Here is an 18,367-nt window from a genome sequence, read left to right as displayed (position 1 = left end):
TGACGCATCGAACGCCTTGGGCGTGATGTCCCAGGCATGATGGCACTCAATCTCGCGGCAGAAGCTGCGCCAGAGCCGCTCGGACCTGTGCTGCGAAGATAATTGGAAATGACGGAACTGCGACGAACGGTCGCGGGTTGTGAGGCAATGACGGCGCGCCACCGATCAACCTAACCGAAGGAGGCAAGGATGACCGATCCTTCCCAACACACTCCGTCCACACCTGCCGCAGAAAGTGCCGCACGCGAGATGCGTGATGATCTGCGCACCAAGGCCCGTGACACGGCAGAGGAAGTGAAAGAGCGCGCCAGCGGCTTCGAGGAACAGCAGCGCGGGCGAATGGCAGACGAGGTCTCGGACGTGTCGAACGCGCTTCGCAAGGCCGCCGAGGAGATGCGCAGCGGCTCTCCGCAGGAACGGACCATGTCGCAGATCGCCTCGACGCTGGCGGATGCATCGGAGTCGATCCGAGACAAGGATCTGGGCGAAATGGCAAGCAGCCTTTCGGACTTCGCGCGCCGCAACCCGATCGCCTATCTCGGCGGTGCCGCAGTTCTTGGTCTTGCCGCCGCGCGCTTCGCCAAGGCTGGCAAGAGCGGAGGCAGTTCGGGTCCGGCGCCGGAGCCCGCCCCGCGCTCCGCGCCGCCAACCAGCCCCGTGGATGCGGCCCGCGCCCGTGATTTCCCGGCGCAACCCACACCGACACCGACCGCGGCGACCCCTGCCACCCCAGCCTATCACCGCCCGGAACCGGAGGACATCTGATGCCGACCGAACAGACAACCGGAACCACCAATCTGGTGAGCAACATCATCGGACATGTCACCACCTTGGTGCGCAAGGAAATGGAACTGGCGCGCGCCGAGCTGGGCGAGAACCTCAACGGTGCCATGACGGCGGTGGGCGTGATCGTCGCCGGCGTGGTCTTCACCCTTGTTGGCCTCAACGTCATTGCCGCCGCGCTGGTGGCCGCTCTGACCGCAGCAGGCATGCATCCTTTCTGGTCTGCCGTGATCGTCGGGGGCGTCGCCCTCATTGCGGCGCTGATCATGATCAAGGGAGGGATGAGCAAGCTCAAGGCAAGCAGCCTTGCGCCGACCCGCACCACCGAGAACGTCCGTCGTGACGTGTCCGCAATCAGGGAGACGACCAATGGCTAATCGCAAGACGGCGGCAGAAATCGAGCGTGAGATCGAGCGTGAGCGCGAGGGCCTCAGCGCTTCCGTCTCCGAACTCCAGAGCCGTTTTTCGGCGGACGAGATCGTGGCACAGGTGGGCCGCCACCTGCAGACCCATGGCAGCGAGATGGGACAGGCGTTCTCGAAGTCGGCCAAGCAAAACCCCATCGGGCTCACGCTGACCGCCGCCGGCCTCGCATGGATGGTGTTCGGTCGCTCCTATGATGACGAGGACAAGCGTCTCGCGGGGGACCCTCTGAGCCGCCAACTCCGCAAGCGCCGTCCCGCGGCGCCCACCGAACGCGCGCCGTCCGGATCCGACTGGGCCGCGCGTAAGCCGGGCTACGGCACCAGCTACCGTCCCAGCTACTACGACGATCTGCACCTTGATGACGGGGAGGAGAGCGACACCTTCGGTGACCGCGTCGCCCGGACGCAAGCCCGCCTGAAGGCGGGCTTCGAGGAGGGGCGTCACAACGCGGCCGCCACCGCAGGTGTAGCCCGCGCCAAGGCCGGCGAGGCCGGACACACTGCCCGCGACTCCATCTCGGCAAAGTCGGCCCAGGCCCAGTCGGTGCTCGAAGACGGCTACGACCGTATCGCGTCGGGGACCGAGCGCATGTCGGAAAGCGCCCGGCGCAGGGTCATCGAAGCCCGCGAACGTGCGCTAATCGCCCGCGAGCGTGCGGGCCGGAAGGTGCAACGTGCCGGTGCCAGCGCCGCCGATTTCTTTGGCGAGCATCCCCTCGTGGCCGGCGCCCTTGCCATCGCGGCCGGCGCCGCCCTCGGCGGAGCCGCACCGCGCACCAAGGCCGAGGACGACTTCATGGGCGAGTACAGCGACGGGTTGTTCGCCGAGGCCGAAGCGATCTTCCACGAGGAGCGAGATAAGCTTGCAGCGGTGGCCGATGCCGCCCTCGACGAGGGTCAAAGCATCGCCCGCGAGGCGCGCGCAGAGGCTGATGAGCGCACTCCCGGCGACAAGCCCGCCGAGCACGCACTTGCCGATGCCGCGAAATCTGCCGGCAAGCGCGTCGAGGATCGGGTACGGGACGAAGCGGAGGCGCAGAAGCTGGGCCGTCCGGACGTGACCTCGGACACGCCGAAATCGGATACGCCGAAGCAGGGCTGAAATCAGCTAACCGAGACCTCGCGCCGGTGCCGGGTGGCACCGGCGCGACTTTGACATGATCAAGGATGAGTGGATGCCAAACGACGGATCCTTTGCCACACGGCCACGCCAGATCAGCTTGACCGGCTGGAAAGCCATCGCGATGCGCGTGAAATCCGAGTTGGCTGCAGACCGGATCAGCCTGGTTTCGGCGGGTGTCGCATTCTATGCGCTGATGGCAATCTTCCCCGCAATCACCGCCCTCATGGCGATCGCCGGGCTGTTCATCACCCCCGCCGATGTCACTGCACAGATCCAGCAGATTACCGAGGTGCTGCCGCAGCGTGCCGCCGAGATCCTGATAGAGCAGGCCAAATCTGTCGCGGGGTCGCAGCGTGGCGGTCTTGGTCTTGCGGCGGTCCTGGGTCTGCTACTTGCGCTCTATTCTTCCTCCCAAGGGGTTGCCCACCTGATCGAGGGGCTGAACGTCGCCTATGACGAAACAGAAGAGCGCGGCTTCACCCGCCTCAAGTTCACCACGCTGGCCCTCACGCTGCTGCTGATTGCCGGACTTCTCTTGGCCATCGGGGCGCTTGTCGTTCTGCCCGGCATGCTCGCGATCTTCCAGTTTGGTCCAGCGCTCGAAGCCTTTGCATCGTGGATGCGTTGGGGCGTGCTGCTCCTGTTGGTTGTTGCCGGCATAGCGCTGATCTACCGGTTTGGCCCCTCCCGAAAGGCGGCGGAGTGGGCTTGGATCACCCCCGGTGCCCTGGTCGCCTGCCTGCTCTGGCTCGCCGGGTCACTCGCCTTCTCTCTATATGCCGAGCATTTCGGGTCCTACCAAGAAACTTTCGGATCCCTGGCCGGCGTTATCATCTTGTTGTTCTGGTTGTGGATTTCGGCTTACGTGATCCTCTTGGGGGCCGAGATCAACGCCGAGATGGAAGCACAGACCTGGGACGACACCACCACCGGCAAGGACATGCCGCGCGGGAAGCGCGGGGCGGTGAAAGCCGACGAATTCAAGGGGCGCGACGCCCCCTGAAACGACGGATCCTGGGGGTCGCGGCCCAGCTCTGAGCAGCGTGTCCCATTCTGACATTTGCGCCTTGTTCGATGCGCCCCGGTGGTCGAGGCGCTGAAAAGTGCTGGCAAGTTTCCTGCGCCATCGCCAGCGCTACCTGGCGCCGGACGGAAGCCGCGCCCGAGAGGCTTCACTCGCGAACAACAGCGACCACCGCCCTGCCCAGGTCCTTCAGCGCCGCGTTGCGGACCTCGAACGCCGCATCCGTATCCGAGACGAACATCGTCGCGATCCAGGGTGCCTCGCCTTCAGGCTGGATCACCGCGACGAGGTTGCGCGTGTGGCGTCCGCTGCCCGACTTGTCGAGGATCAGCCAATCGTCCTCGGCCTCGGCGCGGAGCAATGCGCCGGTCACGCCGCCGTGGCGCATCCATTCCGCCAACTGCCCGCGCGCTTGCGGAGACAGCATGTCGCCCAGCAGCAGCGCCCGCAGCGTCTCGGACATGGCGGCCGGGCTCGTGGTGTCCCGCTCGTCGCCGGGCGCGAACGTGTTCAGCTCGGGCTCGCGGCGGTCGAGACGGCTCGTCGGGTCGCCGACGCTGCGGAAGAACTGCGTCACCGCCTCCGGCCCGCCGAGATGCTTGATCAAAATGTTCGCCGCCACGTTGTCGCTTTGGTCGACCGCCGCGAGGCACAGCTCGTCGAGGGTCATGGTGCCGCCAACCCGCGTCTCCATGACCGGAGCATAGGGCACCAGGTCGGCCTCGCGCACCGGAAGCGAATCGGAGAGCGACAGCGTGCCCGCATCGCTGCGCGCGAGGATGGCGCCGCAGACGGGCACCTTCACAGTGCTGTTCATGAGGAAAAGCTCATCCTCGCGGTGAGCCCAGGACCTCCCCGAGCCGGTGTCCAGAAGCGAGAGACCGACGCGGGCGCCGAGCTGCTCCTCGATCCGGGCGACGGTGCCCCGGAGCGCCTCGACAGGCGTCTCGGCGAAGGCGGCAGTGGCCATGGACAGGCCGAGAGCGAGCCCTGTCGCGACACGCGACAGGATGGGAGCGGTGAACCGCATGGGACCATTCCTTTCAGGATCTGCGCCAGTGGCGCTTGAGGTGTGACATCACATGATGTCATGCGCCCTGTATATTTCGGCTTGATCCCAGCCATCAAACGACAAATCTTATGGCCTTCCATTAGCTGAGGCACTGCCATGGATCGCCCTGACCTGCCGCTCAATGCCCTCCGGGTGTTCGAGGTTGCCATGCGCCAAGGCAGCTTCACCAAGGCCGCGATCGAGCTGCGCGTCACCCAAGCCGCGGTCAGCCACCAGGTCGCACGCCTCGAGGACCTTCTGGGCGCGGCGCTGTTCCTGAGGACATCACAAGGACTGGTTCCGACTGACGAGGGCCGCCTGCTCTTCCCCGTGCTCGAACATGGCTTCGACGCGATGGCGCGGGTGCTCGACCGGCTCGGCGGGCGGCGCGACATCGAGGTGCTGAAGGTTGGCGTCAACACGACCTTCGCGATGGGCTGGCTGATGCCTCGGCTCGAGGCCTTCCGGCAGGCCCATCCCGAGATCGACCTCAGGATCTCGACCAACAACAACCGCGTGGAGATCCTGCGCGAAGGGCTCGACATGGCGATCCGCTTCGGCACCGGAGGCTGGACGGGACACGATGCGATTCCATTGGCAGAAGCACCGATGGCGCCCCTCTGCGCGCCGAGCCTCGCGTCACGGCTCCTGCATCCTTCGGACCTCGGGCAGGTCACACTTCTGCGCAGCTACCGAAGCGCGGAATGGCCGGGCTGGTTCGAGGCCGCGGGCGTGCCCTGCCCGCCCGTCACCGGGCCGGTCTTCGACAGCTCGGTGGCGCTCGCCGAACTTGCAACCTCGGGCGTCGGCGTGGCGCTGCTGCCGATCTCGATGTTCGAGAGTTACATCACGCAGGGTCGTCTGGCACAGCCGTTCGGGGTCACCGTTTCGGTCGGACGTTACTACCTCGCCTGGCCGTCTGACCGGCCAGCCACACCAGCGATGAGCACGTTCTCGCGTTGGCTGACCGGCCAGAGCGCTGAATAAATAGCCAACCAAGTCGGGTCACCCCAAGTCCGCCGCGCGCGCTGAGCACCGCGGAGGGCGCCGGACAGCCCAAGTTGCAGAGACCCTCCCGGGGCCCGATTTCAGGGCATGGTCGCCGCTGTGATCGTCGCAAGTGGAAAGTCGTTGCGAACGTGTCACGGCACCGAAAACCGGATGGGACGCGCAACGCTAAAAGACCCCTGCCGACGCCGAAGGATTGCACGCAGAGCAGCGCGGGATAACAAATGTTGCCGGAACCCCGGGTCGCGTCCGCTGTTTTCATCACAGCGCCGCACTCGACGGTGGCCTGCCTCACAAGGAACCAAACCATGTCACCACCCGACGGGCGTAGCGCCTTTTTCGGTCTGATGGCGCTTGCCATGCTGCTGCCGACACTGGCAATTCCGGTGGTCGCACTGGCCATGCTGGTTCAGGCCGTTCTCGGGGCGCTCAACCTTCATGCCGGGTTTGGCCTGAAGCGCCGACGGACCGATGCGGCGTCGCGATTTGTGACACCCCAGCGGCTGCACTTCTCCGTGCATCTGGCGATCCATGACGAACCTCCCGCCATCGTCGCGCGCACGTTGCGCGCCTTCACATTGCAGGTTGATGCGCCTGAGTTCGAGGTCATCGTGCTCGACAACAACACCGCCGATCCGGCACTCTGGCGCCCGATCGCCGCGCTGTGCGATGCACTTGGCCCCGCGTTTCGCTTCTACCATGAAGAGGGCGTCACCGGTGCCAAGGCAGGCGCGCTCAACATCGCGCTCGCGCGCACAAATCCCGCGGCCACCCACGTGGTCATCGTCGATGCGGACTACGAGGTCACGCCGGATTTCCTCGCCATCGCGGCGCAGGAGCTGCAGCGCAGCGGTGACGACTTCGTCCAGTTCCCGCAGGCCTATCATGGCGACGCGGGTCCAGCGCAGGGGCTGTCGCTTGAACTGGCGGACTATTTCCTGCGCCACGCACGGCAGGCGAACCTGGCACGGGCGATGTTGCTGACCGGAACACTCAGCGTCATAAGTCGGCCCGCCCTCGAGGCTGTCGGCGGATGGAGCTTGCGGAGCATCACCGAAGATGCGGAGCTTGGCCTGCGCCTGCACCGTGCGGGGTATCGCGGGCGGTTCGTAGACAGGATTGTCGGACGCGGCTTGCTGCCCCTCGATCTTGGCGGCCTGAGCCTGCAACGGTATCGCTGGGCCGCCGGCAACATGGACACGGCGCGGGGTGTATTCGGCGGGCTCCCGGCGCGCACGACGCTCCAGGTCTTCGCGCAGCTCACCGCGTGGGCAAACCTCGCGCTGCCCTGTACCGCCACGTTGATTGGCGGCGCCGCCGCGTTGTCGTTGGGACACCACGCCGAGGCAAGCCGCTTTCTGGTCACGCTGTCGGGGATCGGCCTCGTGCTGGTTTACCTGTCGGTCTGCCTGCCCATGGTCATCGCTATGGCCGTGCGCGGCCGCCCCCCGTTCAAGGCCTTCGGGGTGGCGCTGGCGGCGCGCGCCGCGATGATCCTGCCTTCGGCGCTCGGGACGGTGGACGCCCTCATGGGCCGGTCCGGCAGCTTCCAGCGGACCGAGAAGGACATCACTCAGGCTTCCGATGCCGTCGGGCCGATGCTGCCCGCGCTGGCCCTCTGCGGCGGCGCGCTGCTGGCCATCGCGCATTTGCCTGCCGCCGCCGCGCTCGGCGCCGTCCTGATGGCGCTGCCCTATCCGCTGGCCCTCGCCACGCGCCGCCGCCTGATCGCCTACCGCTCCGCCCTTCACCCCGCCTGAGGAACGCCCAATGACACCCAGCGTCACAATCGTCATCCCGACCTACAATCGCGCCCTCGTGCTGCCGCAGGCCATCGAGGCGGCGCTGGGGCAGTCGCACCCCAAGACCACGGTGATGGCCATTGATGATGGATCGCAGGACGAGACCGGGGCGATCATCGCACGCTACGCGGATCACCCCTGTTTCGTCGGCGTCAGCCTTGCGGGCAACGTCGGCACCGCGCAGGCAAAGAACGTGGGCATCGCGCTCAGCACAACGGACGCCATCACCTTTCACGATTCCGATGACCTGCCCCACCGCGACAAGGTCATGCGGCAGGCCCGCGTGCTCGGGAACGAAACCATCGGCGCGCATCCCTGCCTCAACTGGCGCCTCGCCGGCCGCGAGCCCGAAACGCGCATCCAGGTGGGGGGCGTGCTGTCCCATCACGAACTCATCCTGCCTGATGGCGAGCGGGTCGAGATCCGCCGCACCCTCAGCCTCGTTGACGACTTCTTTCCGAACTTGCAGATGGCCGCGGGGGTGCCGGGGGACTGGACGCATGTGAATTCCGGCCTGTTCCATCGGTCGGTCTTCGACCGGCTGGGCGGCTTTCTGGACTGCATCGAGGAGGACCGCGAATTCCGCAACCGGCTGATCATGGCCGGAGAGGTGCTCTGGGTCATCCCCGAGATCCTGCTAACCAAGATCGAGACGCCCGACAGCCTGACCCAGCTGGGTGCGACGGATTACGACAGCCCGCGCCGCATCGCGGATCGCAAGCGGGTCTGGGACGCCGTTGGCCGCTGGTTCGCCACGCGCGAGGTCGATCCGGTGCCCATTGATCTGTCCGGCATCGCCATCCGGTCCTGCACCAACCCCGCCCTCTGCGACCGCGCTGCGCTGAGCGGGATGACCCCCCTTCGGGAGCAGGTGGCATGAGCGGCGGGATCACCTTTGTCGATGTGCTCGCGCCGCGTGCCTATAGCGGGATGCCGGGTGATCTGGCCGGGCTTGGCGGAACCGAAGCGACCCTGGTGCGCATCGCCGAAAGCCTGGCCCCCCGCCTCCGCGTCACCGTGCGCCAATCCGCGCGGCATGAGCACGACGAGCTGTCCGGCCGCGTCCGCTACGCCGGTTTCGACGTCAGGCGGCCCTTGCCCGAAGCGCCGGCGACCATCGTCGTGGTGAATTCCTGGAAGATCGCACCCCGGCTGGCACGGCTGCATCCCGCAGCACGGGTCATTGTCTGGCAGCACGTCTTTCCCGGCCGTCACAACCGGGCGCTGGCCCCTGCCCTCCGCGAGGCCGGAGTTGAGGTGATATGCGTCTCCGCCGCCCATGCCGACTGGCTGCGCGCCTTTCTCGGGCCCGATGCGCCGTCCATCGGCCATATCCACAACCCGATCGACGATGATCTTTTCCCGGACGACACGCCCCGCGATCCGGGCCTGATGCTCTTCGCTTCCTCCCCCCACAAGGGGCTGGGTCAGGTGTTCCGCCGGTTCGAGGCGCTGAAACATCGCATCCCTTCGCTGCGCCTTGCCGTGGCGGATCCCGGCTACCTGGCCTGGCCGGCCGGTCCTGTCCCGACCGGGGTCATCCCGCTCGGGCGGCTCGAAAAGCCCCGGCTGGTCAGTTGGATGCGCCGGGCGCTGTGCCTGTTCTATCCGCAGGACCAGTTTGCCGAGACCTTCGGACTGGTCATTGCAGAGGCCAATGCCGTCGGCTGCCCGGCGCTCCTGCAGCGCGGCCTTGGCGCAAATGACGAGGTCGCATCGGACCCCAGGCAATGCATCGACACCGCCAACCCGGAAGCCATCGCCGCAAGGATCGCCGACTGGCGCAGCGCCATCGGGCGCCGCCCCCTTGCCACCGGACGGCCAGAGTTCCGGCTGTCCCAGGTGACCGCCCAGTGGGCGGCGCTGCTGAACACCGATCTGGCGGACCGACCCCGCCTTCACGCAATGCAAGACTGAGCCCCAAAGGAATGACCATGAAAGACGAAAATGATATCCGCAAAGGCAACGGCGGCGAGACCCACCAGGTCGCCGGTGACAGTCACGAGACCATGACGACGCAGGTCGGCATGCCGATCTCGGACGACCAGAACACGCTGAAGGTGGGACAGCGCGGACCGCACCTCATCGAAGATCAGGTCTTCCGCGAAAAGATCTTTCACTTCGACCACGAGCGCATTCCCGAGCGGGTCGTGCACGCCCGGGGTTATGGCGCTCACGGCACCTTCGAACTGACCGAGGACCTCTCGGACCTCACCCGTGCCAAGGTGCTCACCGAAGTGGGCGAGAAGACGGAGGTTTTCGTGCGCTTCTCCACCGTCGCCGGCAACAAGGGGTCCCCCGACCTTGCCCGGGACGTTCGCGGCTTCGCGGTGAAGTTCTATACCAAGGAAGGCAACTGGGACCTCGTCGGCAACAACATCCCCGTCTTCTTCATCCAGGACGCGATGAAGTTTCCGGACCTGATCCATGCCGCCAAGCAAGAGCCCGACCGCGGGTTCCCGCAGGCGCAGACGGCGCATGACAACTTCTGGGACTTCATCTCGCTGATGCCGGAAGCCATGCACATGGCGCTCTGGATCATGTCGGACCGGACCATCCCGCGGTCCTTCCGCTTCATGGAAGGGTTTGGCGTGCATACCTTCCGGCTGGTGAACGCCGAGGGCAAGTCGAGCTTCGTCAAGTTCCACTGGAAGCCCCGTCTGGGGATGCAGTCCGTTCTCTGGGACGAGGCGGTCAAGATCAACGGCGCCGATCCCGATTTCCACCGCCGCGATCTTTGGGACGCGATCCAGAAGGGCGACTATCCGCAGTGGGATCTCGGTCTGCAGGTCTTCGACGAGGACTTCGCCGACAGCTTCGATTTCGACGTGCTGGACGCCACCAAGCTGATCCCCGAGGAAGTCGTCCCGGTGCGCCGCGTCGGCACGCTGACGCTGAACCGCATGGTCGACAACTTTTTTGCCGAGACCGAGCAGGTCGCCTTTCAGACCGGCAATATCGTCCCCGGCATCGACCATTCCAACGACCCGCTGCTTCAGGGGCGGAACTTCTCCTACCTCGACACGCAGCTCAAGCGGCTGGGCGGGCCGAACTTCAACCACATACCGATCAATGCGCCGAAATGTCCCTTTGCCCACCTGCAACAGGACGGCCACATGGCGATGCACAATCCCAAGGGTCGGGTGAACTACGAGCCCAACAGCCTTGGTGAGGGCCCGCGCGAGGACCCGGAGCGCGGCTTCATCTCCTACCCGACCGAGGAGGCGGGAGAGAAACGGCGCATCCGGTCAGACACCTTTGCGGACCACTACAGCCAGGCCCGGCAATTCTACCTCAGCCAGACCGATGTCGAAAAAGGACATATCGCCGACGCCTTCGTCTTCGAGCTCTCCAAGGTCGAGCGCCTGTCGATCCGCCAGCGCATGGTCGGCCACCTGATGGTCGTCGACGAGGACCTTGCCAAGACGGTCGCCGATGGCCTGGGCCTGACCGAGATGCCGAGCGCGGCCACCCCCGCGCGCGACGTGATCCAGACCGACGCCTCGCCCGCGCTCAGCATGCTGGCCAACCCGCCCGACAGCTTTGCCGGCCGCAAGCTGGGCGTGCTGGTGACCGACGGGATCGACGGTGGCACCTTCGAGGCGCTGAAGTCGGCAGCCGAAAGCGCCGGCGCGCAGGTCACGGTGATCGCCGAGAAGGTCGGCGGCGTGACCACCGCACGTGGCAAGACCATCGCCGCGGATGAAAAGCTCGATGGCGCGCCGTCGGTCCTGTTCGATGCAGTGGCCGTCCTCGCCTCCGAGGATGGCGCAGCCAAGCTGGCGAACATGCACGGCGCGCGCACATTTCTCGCCGACGCCTTCGCGCACATGAAGTTCATCGCGCTGACGGAAGAGGCCAGATCCGGCTTCTGGTCTGCCGCAGTTCCGGAGAAGGCCGATGACGGGGTCTTCAGTCTCGACGGCGAACCGGACGACTTCATCGCCGCCTGCAAAGCTCTTCGGTTCTGGGAACGGGCATCGTGAAGTGCCGCCCCCTTGCCGCGCGCAGCCTTGCGTTCGGTCCGGAGGCGCCTTGGCCTGCGGCGATCACAGTCCCGGCCCGAAACGAGGCGGAGCGGATCGTGCCCTGCCTTGAGGCGGCGCGCATGGCCTTGCGGAGGCGCGGAGGAATCGTCGTGGTCGTCAACGGCTCTAGCGACGCCACCTTCCCACGCGCCCGGGACTGGTTCGCAGCCACGGGCACGGCGGGGCTGCTGATCGATCTGGCTGACACCCCCGAGGGGGGTGTTGGCGCAGTGCGGCGGCAGGCCGTCGCCACCGCGGCCCCCCGGCTCGCCAGCCGAGGCGTCGTGCTCACCACCGATGCCGACAGCCGGGTGTTTCCCGACTGGCTTGACACCAACCTGTCAGAGCTGACGCGGGCCGACCTCATTTGCGGTTCTGTCCTTCCGGATCGTGATGAGTTCGCGCAATTGCCTCCGATCATCGCGCAGCGCGGCGCCGCCGAGGGCGAGTACGTCGGCCTGACCCTCGCGCTCCGTGCGTTGATCGACCCTATGGCGCATGACCCCGCCCCGTGCGGGCTCGGTGCCGCGGGCGCCAGCCTTGCGTTCCGGATGCCGCTCTACACCGATACCGGCGGCATCCCGGCGCTGCCGGGAAACGAGGACCGCGCCTTTGCCGCACTGGCAGAGGATCGTGGCTGGCGCGTCCGGCATAGCCCGTTCGTGCGTGTCTCGACGTCCTGTCGACTGGACGGGCGAGCGCCGGGCGGCATGGCCGAAGCCCTGGCGCGGCGCATTTCCGACCCTGATCCCATGGTGGACAGCGCGCTCGAGCCTGCCCACCGGACAGTGCAGCGTTCGCATCTGCAGAGGGCGCGGCGGGATGGCGTGGCTCAGTTCGGCCCCGGGTCGCTGCAGGTGGCGCGGATCGACAAGCAACTGGCCGGACTGGAACGCACCCGAATGCGGCTGTCGGACGTGGCGCGCGAATTGCCTCTTCTGGCCGCAGCAGTTCGCGCAGCGCGGGCGGACACGGAAAGGCTGACAGCATGAGAGAAGCCCCCGCAACGGCAATGCCAACGCTGACCGAAGCCGACGCCCTCAAGGCCGTCGCGGACGGTGCGCTGAAGGCCGACGCAGGCGGCTGCGACCTGTCGGACGACATGCGTCGCCTGGCGTCCTCCGGCATCCTCGCTCGGCTCTGCACATTCGAGGGACACCCACGGGAGACACAGGCGCAGGCCACCTTGCTGCGCCGGATCGGCCGCGCCAGCCTGTCGGTTGGACGCTTGGCCGAGGGGCATATGAACGCCCTCAAACTCGTCACCCTCTACGGCACGCCCGATCAGGTGCGGCGCCACACCACCTCTGCACGGAATGGGGCGATCTACGGTGTCTGGGGCGCTGACGCCGACCCACCGGTGAGCGTCGTGACAGACCTCGACGGTCGGCTCCGCCTCGCCGGGGGCAAGCGCTTTGCCTCGGGCCTCGGGACCGTCAGCCATGCCGTGGTGACGGCGAAACATGCCGACGGCCTGCGCCTTGCCATCGCGGAGGTGGGGCACGCCGGGCGCGCGAATGCCGCCGCGTGGGACACCTGCGGCATGCGGGCGACGGCCTCGGGCAGCTACGATTTCATCGGTGTCATGGCAGAGGCGCTTGGCGCTGCGGATGACTACCTGCGCGAGCCGCATTTCCAAGGCGGTGTCTGGCGCTATGCCGCCGTTCAGACCGGCGGGCTGGAGGCGCTGGCTGAAGAGGTTCGTCGCGCCGTCAGCGCGACAGATGCGCCGGGCGAGGCGCAACTGCACCGCCTGGCCCGGATCGCCAGCCTGGCCCATAGTGCCCGCCTGATGGTCGAAGATGCTGCCGCCCGGGTCGAGGCGCCCGGCGCGGGGCCAGAGGCCGTCGCGCTCAGCCTGGCCGCGCGAGAAGAGGTCGAGGTGGCCTGCCTCGAAGGTCTCGCATTGGCCGACCGTGCTCTCGGCACCCGGTCCTTCGTCAAAGGTCAGCGGGCCGAGCTGGTCCGCCGCGACCTCGGGTTCTTCCTGCGGCAGGCAGACCTCGACGGCAAGCTTCGGCAGGTGGGCGCGGCACTTTGCGCGGCCAAGGCCCCAATCGGAGAGGTCTGGGCAGGGTGATGACCTTCACCAGAATTGTCGCACAGGCGGAAAACGCGCCCTACGCCCAACTTGCGGACCTGACCGGACCCGGTGCCGTGCTGGTTCTGGCCCCTCACCCCGATGATGAATCGCTCGCGATGGGAGGGGCCATTGCGGCAGCCTCTGCAGCCGGCCACCGCGTACATATAGCGGTCGTTTCGGACGGAGCACTGTCGCACCCCAGGTCCAGGGCATATCCCGCCGCCGCACTGTCAGCCTTGCGCAGGGCGGAGGTCGAGGCGGCGGTCCGGATCCTCACCGAAGGACGTGAGGCGCCGATCTGGCTGGGCTATCCCGATCAGGGCACGCCGGATGATCCCGGCTCCTTTTCCGAAGTCGAGACCCGGCTGCATCCCCATCTTGGGGAGGTCACGGCGATCTGGACCACCTGGAACGGCGATCCGCACAGTGACCACCAGCGCGTATGGAGGCTTGCCCGCTGGATGGCGGACCGGCGGACGTGCGCGATGTTCGCCTGCCCGGTCTGGGGACGGGTCCAAACGCCTGTGGCAGGAGCGTCCAGCGTCGGCCTCAGGCGCTTTCAAACGGCGGCGTTCCGCGATCTCAAGGCGCGCGCCGTCGCTGCCCACGTGTCCCAGATGACCGGGCTTATCGACGATGACCCGTCCGGCTTCCGGATGCCGCAGAACCTCGCCGCGCATTTCGTCGCGGCAGATGAGATCTTCATCCCAGCATGAGCCGCGATGCCGCCTCCTTCGACCGTCTCTACCGCGAGACCGCCGACCCCTGGAACTATGAGACAAGCCCCTACGAGGCTGAGAAATACGCCCGGTGCCTCGCCCTATTGCCGCCACGCCGCTTCGGCCATGCGCTGGAGGTCGGATGCTCGATCGGGGTGATGAGCGAAGCGATCGCGCGTCGCTGCGACAGTCTTCTCGGGCTCGATTTCGCCCCCACGGCTGTCGAAAGGGCCCGCGCGAGGCGTATCCCGGGCGCCCGCTTCGAGGTGGCCGCAGTCCCCGAAGGCTGGCCGGAGGGTCATTGGGACCTGATCGTGCTGTCGGAAGTTCTCTATTACCTTTCCGCCGCCGCGCTGGACGAGGTCATCCGCAGGGTTGTCGACACCCTCGCCCCCGGTGGCGCCTGTCTTATAGCGGGCTACCTCGGCCCGACCGAAACAACGCTGAGCGCGCCAGAGGTCGAGGCCAAACTGCTGGCCGCGCTTTCGGCCGACCGCCCGGATCATGTTATCCGCCGCGATGCCGCGAGTGCCTGGATCGCGGCGGCCTTCGCCTGCAACGGCGCTCACTCTTCGGGCGGGTAGAGGTACGACGGATCGAAATGCGCCAGATGATGCAAGAGTTCCCTGTCATGGATCTCGGCGTGTCCGTCCCGGATCGTGCAGGCGCCGCTCTCGCGAAGCTCTTTGCAGATGCGACTGACATGGACCGGGGAGAGCCCGGCGATCTCGGCCAGATCGGTCTGCAGAAGCGGCAAGGGAAGCCGGTCGATCCTGATCTTCCCCGCCTCCTGAAGCCGCAGATCCATCTCGCTCACGAAATCGGCCACGGACGCCAATGCGCGCAACCGGCTTGAACGGAAAATCCAATGGCGGTGGATCGAGGCATCGATCATGGTCAATCCCCACAATTGCCGTGCATGGCGGGAGGAGCGATCAATGATTTGGTCCAACGCCGCGTGTGGAAAGACCGCGATACGCGCGGGCGTCAAGGCACCGATATCGTGGTCCAGACGTTTCAGCGGCAAGGCGTGCAGGTCGACGAAATCCCCCGGCACGCTGATGGAGACGATCGCGCTCTGCAACTCGCCCCGTTGTGAGCTGCGGACATATCGCGCCATCAGACCATCCAGCAACAGCGCGCTGACGTCGATCCTGTCGCCCGCTTTCGAGAGCACTTCGCGTGAGTCGAGCAAACGTATCTCGGAACAGGCCGCACACAACAGCTGCCAAAGTTCCGGCTCCAGACGCCGCACAACGCCGCGTCGGTCTTGTTCGGTCAAGACACCCTCGCCTGCTTGTGTGACTGTCTTCACAATCGCACGTTCCGGCCTTCCAAACCATTCGCCTTTCATCCATCGCCTCCTGCACCGCAGTCGATCAATCAAGAAACCAGTGGTCAATAATGGCTCCGCGCCAAACCTTGGGTGGCACACTACCATTTAACGAGCCTGCGAAGGCCCTGTTCCCTCGCGGTGCGGACATCTCGAAACCGAAAGGCCCCTCTTATCCGGAAGGTTGAAAAGCACACCCCTACCGAAGGCAGGTCATTGTTCGGAGTCTGTGCCCTTTGACCGATGCCCGCTTTGGAGCTGAGCGCCGCGGAAACCTGAGTAAACGCTGTCCCCGCCCCACATTGCCGACGGGATCAGCCATTGCGAGTTGATACGCATCCAAAGAGAAGGAGTGCGTTTCGCAATGTTCGCAAAGAGTTCGTTTCTCACTGCGCTTGGTGTTGAAGTCTTCGCTTCCGGCCAGAGGCGTTGGCCGGATCACGTTAAGGCGCAGGCGGTGGCCGAGACGCTGGAGCCCGGGGCGACGGTGTCGGGTGTCGCGGCGCGCTACGAGATCATGCCGAGCCAGCTGACGGCGTGGCGGCGGCTGGCCAAGGAGGGCAAGCTCGTCTTGCCCGCGGTGGAGGTCAACGAAGCTGTCTTCGCACCTCTGGTGGTCTGCGACGAGATCACGGCGGCTTCTGAGGCTGAACCGCCAAGCGCCGAGACGCCGATCAGGATTGTGCGGAATACGGTCATCATCGAACTCGCGAAGGATGCGCCCGCCGCCCGGATCGCCGAGATCGTCCACGCCTTGGAGGCGCATCCATGTTAATGCCCTCGCAGGGTGTGCGGATCCTGGTGGCGACGAAGCCGGTCGACTTCCGCAAAGGCCATGATGGCCTCGCGGCGCTGGTGCAGTCGATGCTGGCCGAGGACCCGTTCACTGGCACGGTCTTCGTGTTCCGCTCGAAGCGCGCCGACCGGTTGAAGATCCTGTTCTGGGACGGCAGTGGTTTGGTCATGGCCTACAAGCGGCTTGAGGAAAGCACATTCACCTGGCCTTCGATCCGTGACGGGGCCATGACCCTGAACCGCGCACAGTTCGAGGCCATGTTCGCCGGCCTGGACTGGCGCCGGGTGCGGTCACTGGAGGTCCGCCGTCCGGCTGTGGCAGAGTGACTCACCGCGCTGAATAGCCGGACATCGGCACCCCGGGCGCAGTATCATCCGCCCATGTCCAGCGCCCCGCCCATCGACCTGTCCGCGATCCCCGAGAGCCAGCGCGCCGCCGTGCTGGCGCTGTTGCAGGAGAACGGCGCACTGAAGGACGCCAACCGGCGGCTGGAGCATCTCGTCGCTGAGCTGAACCATGTCGTGCATGGCAAACGCTCCGAGAAGCTGAGCGAGGACGATCGGCAACTGGCCTTCGAAGACCTGGAAACAGCCGTCGCCGAGGTCGAGACCCGCAAGGAGCAGGCCGCGCCCTCTACCACGCCGCCGCGCCGGACGCGTCAGCGCAACCTTGGCCATTTGCCGGCGGGTTTGCCGCGTATCGAACGGGTCCTCGAGCCGACCAGCCTCGATTGCCCCTGCGGTTGCGGCCGGATGCACCGGATCGGCGAGGACCGCACCGAGCGCCTGGACATCGTGCCTGCGCAGCTCCGCGTGCTGGTCGACATCCGGCCGAAGTATGCCTGCCGCACCTGTTCGGATGGCGTCACTCAGGCACCTGCCGCGCCCTGGCTGATTGAAGGCGGTCTTCCAACTGAGGGTGCCATTGCACATGTGTTGGTCTCGAAGTTCGCGGACCACCTGCCATTTTACAGGCAGAGCCAGATCCTGGCGCGCTCCGGCATCCAGGTCGACCGCAGCACACTGGCGGACTGGGCCGGCACTGCAGCCTTCCATCTTGGCCCCGTGGTCGATCGGCTAACCGAGCATCTCAAATCCTCTGGCAAACTGTTCATGGACGAGACCACGGCCCCGGTGCTGGATCCAGGCCGAGGGCGAACCAAGACGGGATACTTCTGGGCGCTTGCCCGAGATGACCGCGGATGGGGCGGAGAAGACCCGCCCGGTGTCGTGTTCACCTACCATCCCAGCCGCGCCGGGGCGCATGCAGAGCAGATCCTCCAGGGCTTCGGCGGCACCCTCCAGCTCGACGGCTACACCGGTTACGACCGCCTCACACGCACGTCCCGCAAGGGCGGCGCGCCGATCACGGTTGCCCACTGCTGGGCACACGCTCGCCGCAAGCTGAAGGAAGTCTTCGACCGGGATGGATCCGAGATCGCTGCCGAGGGGCTGCGCCGCATTGCCGAGCTCTACCGCATCGAGGCCGAGATCCGCGGCATGGGCCCGGGCCAACGCCTGTCGGCCCGCCAGACCCGCAGCGTGCCCCTCGTGGCCGAGTTCGGTGATTGGCTGCAGGCACAGCGCCTGCGTATCTCGGCCAAGTCGCGCCTTGGCGAGAAGCTGACCTACATCCACCGCCAGTGGGGCGGGCTGCAGACCTTCCTCCACGACGGCCGCGTCGAGATCGACTCCAATGCCGTCGAGAACCTGATCCGCCCGATTGCGCTCACGCGGAAGAATGCTCTCTTCGCCGGCCACGACGAGGGTGGCCGCACCTGGGCCCGCATCGCCTCCCTCATCGCCACCGCGAAGATCAACGGCGTCGAGCCCTTCGCCTACATCAAGGCGACCCTCGAAGCCATCGCCGCCGGTCACCCCGCCAGCAGGATCGACGAGCTCCTGCCATGGAACTTCAACCCGTCAAGCTGAACAGGCGTGCCGCGGTGACAGCGCTTACAAACCTGAGTGGATGCGAACTCTTGCAACCCGAGGCCTTCGAGGCCTTACGGACGAGTTCCAAAAAGCACCTGGTGCAGAGCCAAGGCTCGGCAACAGAAATCGCCCGGGCCCTTCGCGCTTGACCGCAAAAAGCGCCCCTTGGGGCGCTGTGCGGGGTGTTTTTTTGGTGGTGTTGGTTGCGGGAGCAGGATTTGAACCTGCGACCTTCAGGTTATGAGCCTGACGAGCTAC

At 66.3% G+C, this 18,367-nt stretch carries 18 protein-coding genes; 16 read left to right on the top strand and 2 right to left on the bottom strand.

Annotated elements, in window-relative coordinates:
• Positions 1-189: 189 nt before the first annotated feature.
• From G0D83_RS05340 to G0D83_RS05325, 4 genes are all read left to right on the top strand, one after another.
• Positions 190-765 (top strand): hypothetical protein, encoded by a 576-nt coding sequence (locus G0D83_RS05340; RefSeq protein WP_164190307.1) that lies wholly within the window; start codon positions 190-192, stop codon positions 763-765.
• On the top strand, positions 765-1,160 hold the full coding sequence (locus tag G0D83_RS05335) for a phage holin family protein (protein WP_164190305.1): 396 nt from the start codon (positions 765-767) through the stop codon (positions 1,158-1,160). Before G0D83_RS05340 ends, G0D83_RS05335 begins: the two co-directional genes overlap by 1 nt.
• Positions 1,153-2,310, top strand: coding sequence for a DUF3618 domain-containing protein (locus tag G0D83_RS05330; protein ID WP_164190303.1), 1,158 nt, complete (start codon positions 1,153-1,155; stop codon positions 2,308-2,310). The genes G0D83_RS05335 and G0D83_RS05330 overlap by 8 nt, the downstream gene beginning before the upstream one ends.
• A gap of 73 nt (positions 2,311-2,383) precedes the next feature.
• Positions 2,384-3,334, top strand: a complete 951-nt coding sequence (locus G0D83_RS05325) for a YihY/virulence factor BrkB family protein (protein ID WP_164190300.1) — start codon at positions 2,384-2,386, stop codon at positions 3,332-3,334.
• 169 nt (positions 3,335-3,503) lie between these two features.
• Here G0D83_RS05325 and blaRCP read toward each other — a convergent pair whose 3' ends face one another.
• Complete coding sequence (gene blaRCP / locus G0D83_RS05320) at positions 3,504-4,385, bottom strand: RCP family class A beta-lactamase (RefSeq protein WP_164190298.1); 882 nt, start codon at positions 4,383-4,385, stop codon at positions 3,504-3,506.
• 138 nt (positions 4,386-4,523) lie between these two features.
• Between blaRCP and G0D83_RS05315 the strand changes: the two genes are divergently transcribed.
• The 9 genes from G0D83_RS05315 to G0D83_RS05275 all read left to right on the top strand — a co-directional run bounded on the left by G0D83_RS05315 (position 4,524) and on the right by G0D83_RS05275 (position 14,630).
• Positions 4,524-5,393: a LysR family transcriptional regulator gene (locus tag G0D83_RS05315; RefSeq protein ID WP_164190296.1), complete on the top strand. Its 870-nt coding sequence runs from the start codon at positions 4,524-4,526 to the stop codon at positions 5,391-5,393.
• A gap of 329 nt (positions 5,394-5,722) precedes the next feature.
• Complete coding sequence (locus G0D83_RS05310; RefSeq protein WP_164190294.1) at positions 5,723-7,174, top strand: glycosyltransferase family 2 protein; 1,452 nt, start codon at positions 5,723-5,725, stop codon at positions 7,172-7,174.
• Between the two features lie 10 nt (positions 7,175-7,184).
• Positions 7,185-8,096, top strand: coding sequence for a glycosyltransferase family 2 protein (locus G0D83_RS05305; RefSeq protein ID WP_164190292.1), 912 nt, complete (start codon positions 7,185-7,187; stop codon positions 8,094-8,096).
• Positions 8,093-9,133, top strand: coding sequence for a glycosyltransferase family 4 protein (locus G0D83_RS05300; RefSeq protein ID WP_164190289.1), 1,041 nt, complete (start codon positions 8,093-8,095; stop codon positions 9,131-9,133). Before G0D83_RS05305 ends, G0D83_RS05300 begins: the two co-directional genes overlap by 4 nt.
• A gap of 17 nt (positions 9,134-9,150) precedes the next feature.
• Positions 9,151-11,202: a catalase gene (locus G0D83_RS05295; RefSeq protein ID WP_370457166.1), complete on the top strand. Its 2,052-nt coding sequence runs from the start codon at positions 9,151-9,153 to the stop codon at positions 11,200-11,202.
• On the top strand, positions 11,199-12,236 hold the full coding sequence (locus G0D83_RS05290) for a glycosyltransferase family A protein (RefSeq protein ID WP_164190284.1): 1,038 nt from the start codon (positions 11,199-11,201) through the stop codon (positions 12,234-12,236). Before G0D83_RS05295 ends, G0D83_RS05290 begins: the two co-directional genes overlap by 4 nt.
• Complete coding sequence (locus tag G0D83_RS05285; protein ID WP_164190282.1) at positions 12,233-13,324, top strand: acyl-CoA dehydrogenase family protein; 1,092 nt, start codon at positions 12,233-12,235, stop codon at positions 13,322-13,324. Before G0D83_RS05290 ends, G0D83_RS05285 begins: the two co-directional genes overlap by 4 nt.
• The gene (locus G0D83_RS05280) at positions 13,324-14,043 is read left to right on the top strand and encodes a PIG-L deacetylase family protein (protein WP_164213011.1); all 720 of its coding nucleotides are present in this window, start codon (positions 13,324-13,326) and stop codon (positions 14,041-14,043) included. Before G0D83_RS05285 ends, G0D83_RS05280 begins: the two co-directional genes overlap by 1 nt.
• Positions 14,040-14,630, top strand: a complete 591-nt coding sequence (locus tag G0D83_RS05275; RefSeq protein WP_164190278.1) for a class I SAM-dependent methyltransferase — start codon at positions 14,040-14,042, stop codon at positions 14,628-14,630. Before G0D83_RS05280 ends, G0D83_RS05275 begins: the two co-directional genes overlap by 4 nt.
• Here G0D83_RS05275 and G0D83_RS05270 read toward each other — a convergent pair.
• Positions 14,612-15,400, bottom strand: a complete 789-nt coding sequence (locus G0D83_RS05270; protein WP_164190276.1) for a Crp/Fnr family transcriptional regulator — start codon at positions 15,398-15,400, stop codon at positions 14,612-14,614. The genes G0D83_RS05275 and G0D83_RS05270 overlap by 19 nt on opposite strands.
• 343 nt (positions 15,401-15,743) lie before the next feature.
• Between G0D83_RS05270 and G0D83_RS05265 the strand changes: the two genes are divergently transcribed.
• Genes G0D83_RS05265 through G0D83_RS05255 form a run of 3 tightly spaced genes read left to right on the top strand, consistent with a single transcriptional unit; the run spans position 15,744 to position 18,106 of the window.
• On the top strand, positions 15,744-16,154 hold the full coding sequence (locus G0D83_RS05265; RefSeq protein ID WP_164190274.1) for a transposase: 411 nt from the start codon (positions 15,744-15,746) through the stop codon (positions 16,152-16,154).
• Positions 16,148-16,501, top strand: a complete 354-nt coding sequence (tnpB, locus tag G0D83_RS05260) for an IS66 family insertion sequence element accessory protein TnpB (protein WP_076623781.1) — start codon at positions 16,148-16,150, stop codon at positions 16,499-16,501. The genes G0D83_RS05265 and tnpB overlap by 7 nt, the downstream gene beginning before the upstream one ends.
• Positions 16,502-16,555: 54 nt before the next feature.
• Positions 16,556-18,106, top strand: coding sequence for an IS66 family transposase (locus G0D83_RS05255; RefSeq protein ID WP_164190271.1), 1,551 nt, complete (start codon positions 16,556-16,558; stop codon positions 18,104-18,106).
• Positions 18,107-18,367: the final 261 nt, after the last annotated feature.

The organism is Salipiger sp. PrR003 (assembly GCF_010500785.1).
Classification (GTDB): Bacteria; Pseudomonadota; Alphaproteobacteria; order Rhodobacterales; family Rhodobacteraceae; genus Salipiger; species Salipiger pacificus_A.
This window is presented reverse-complemented; position numbering and strand designations above follow the sequence as displayed.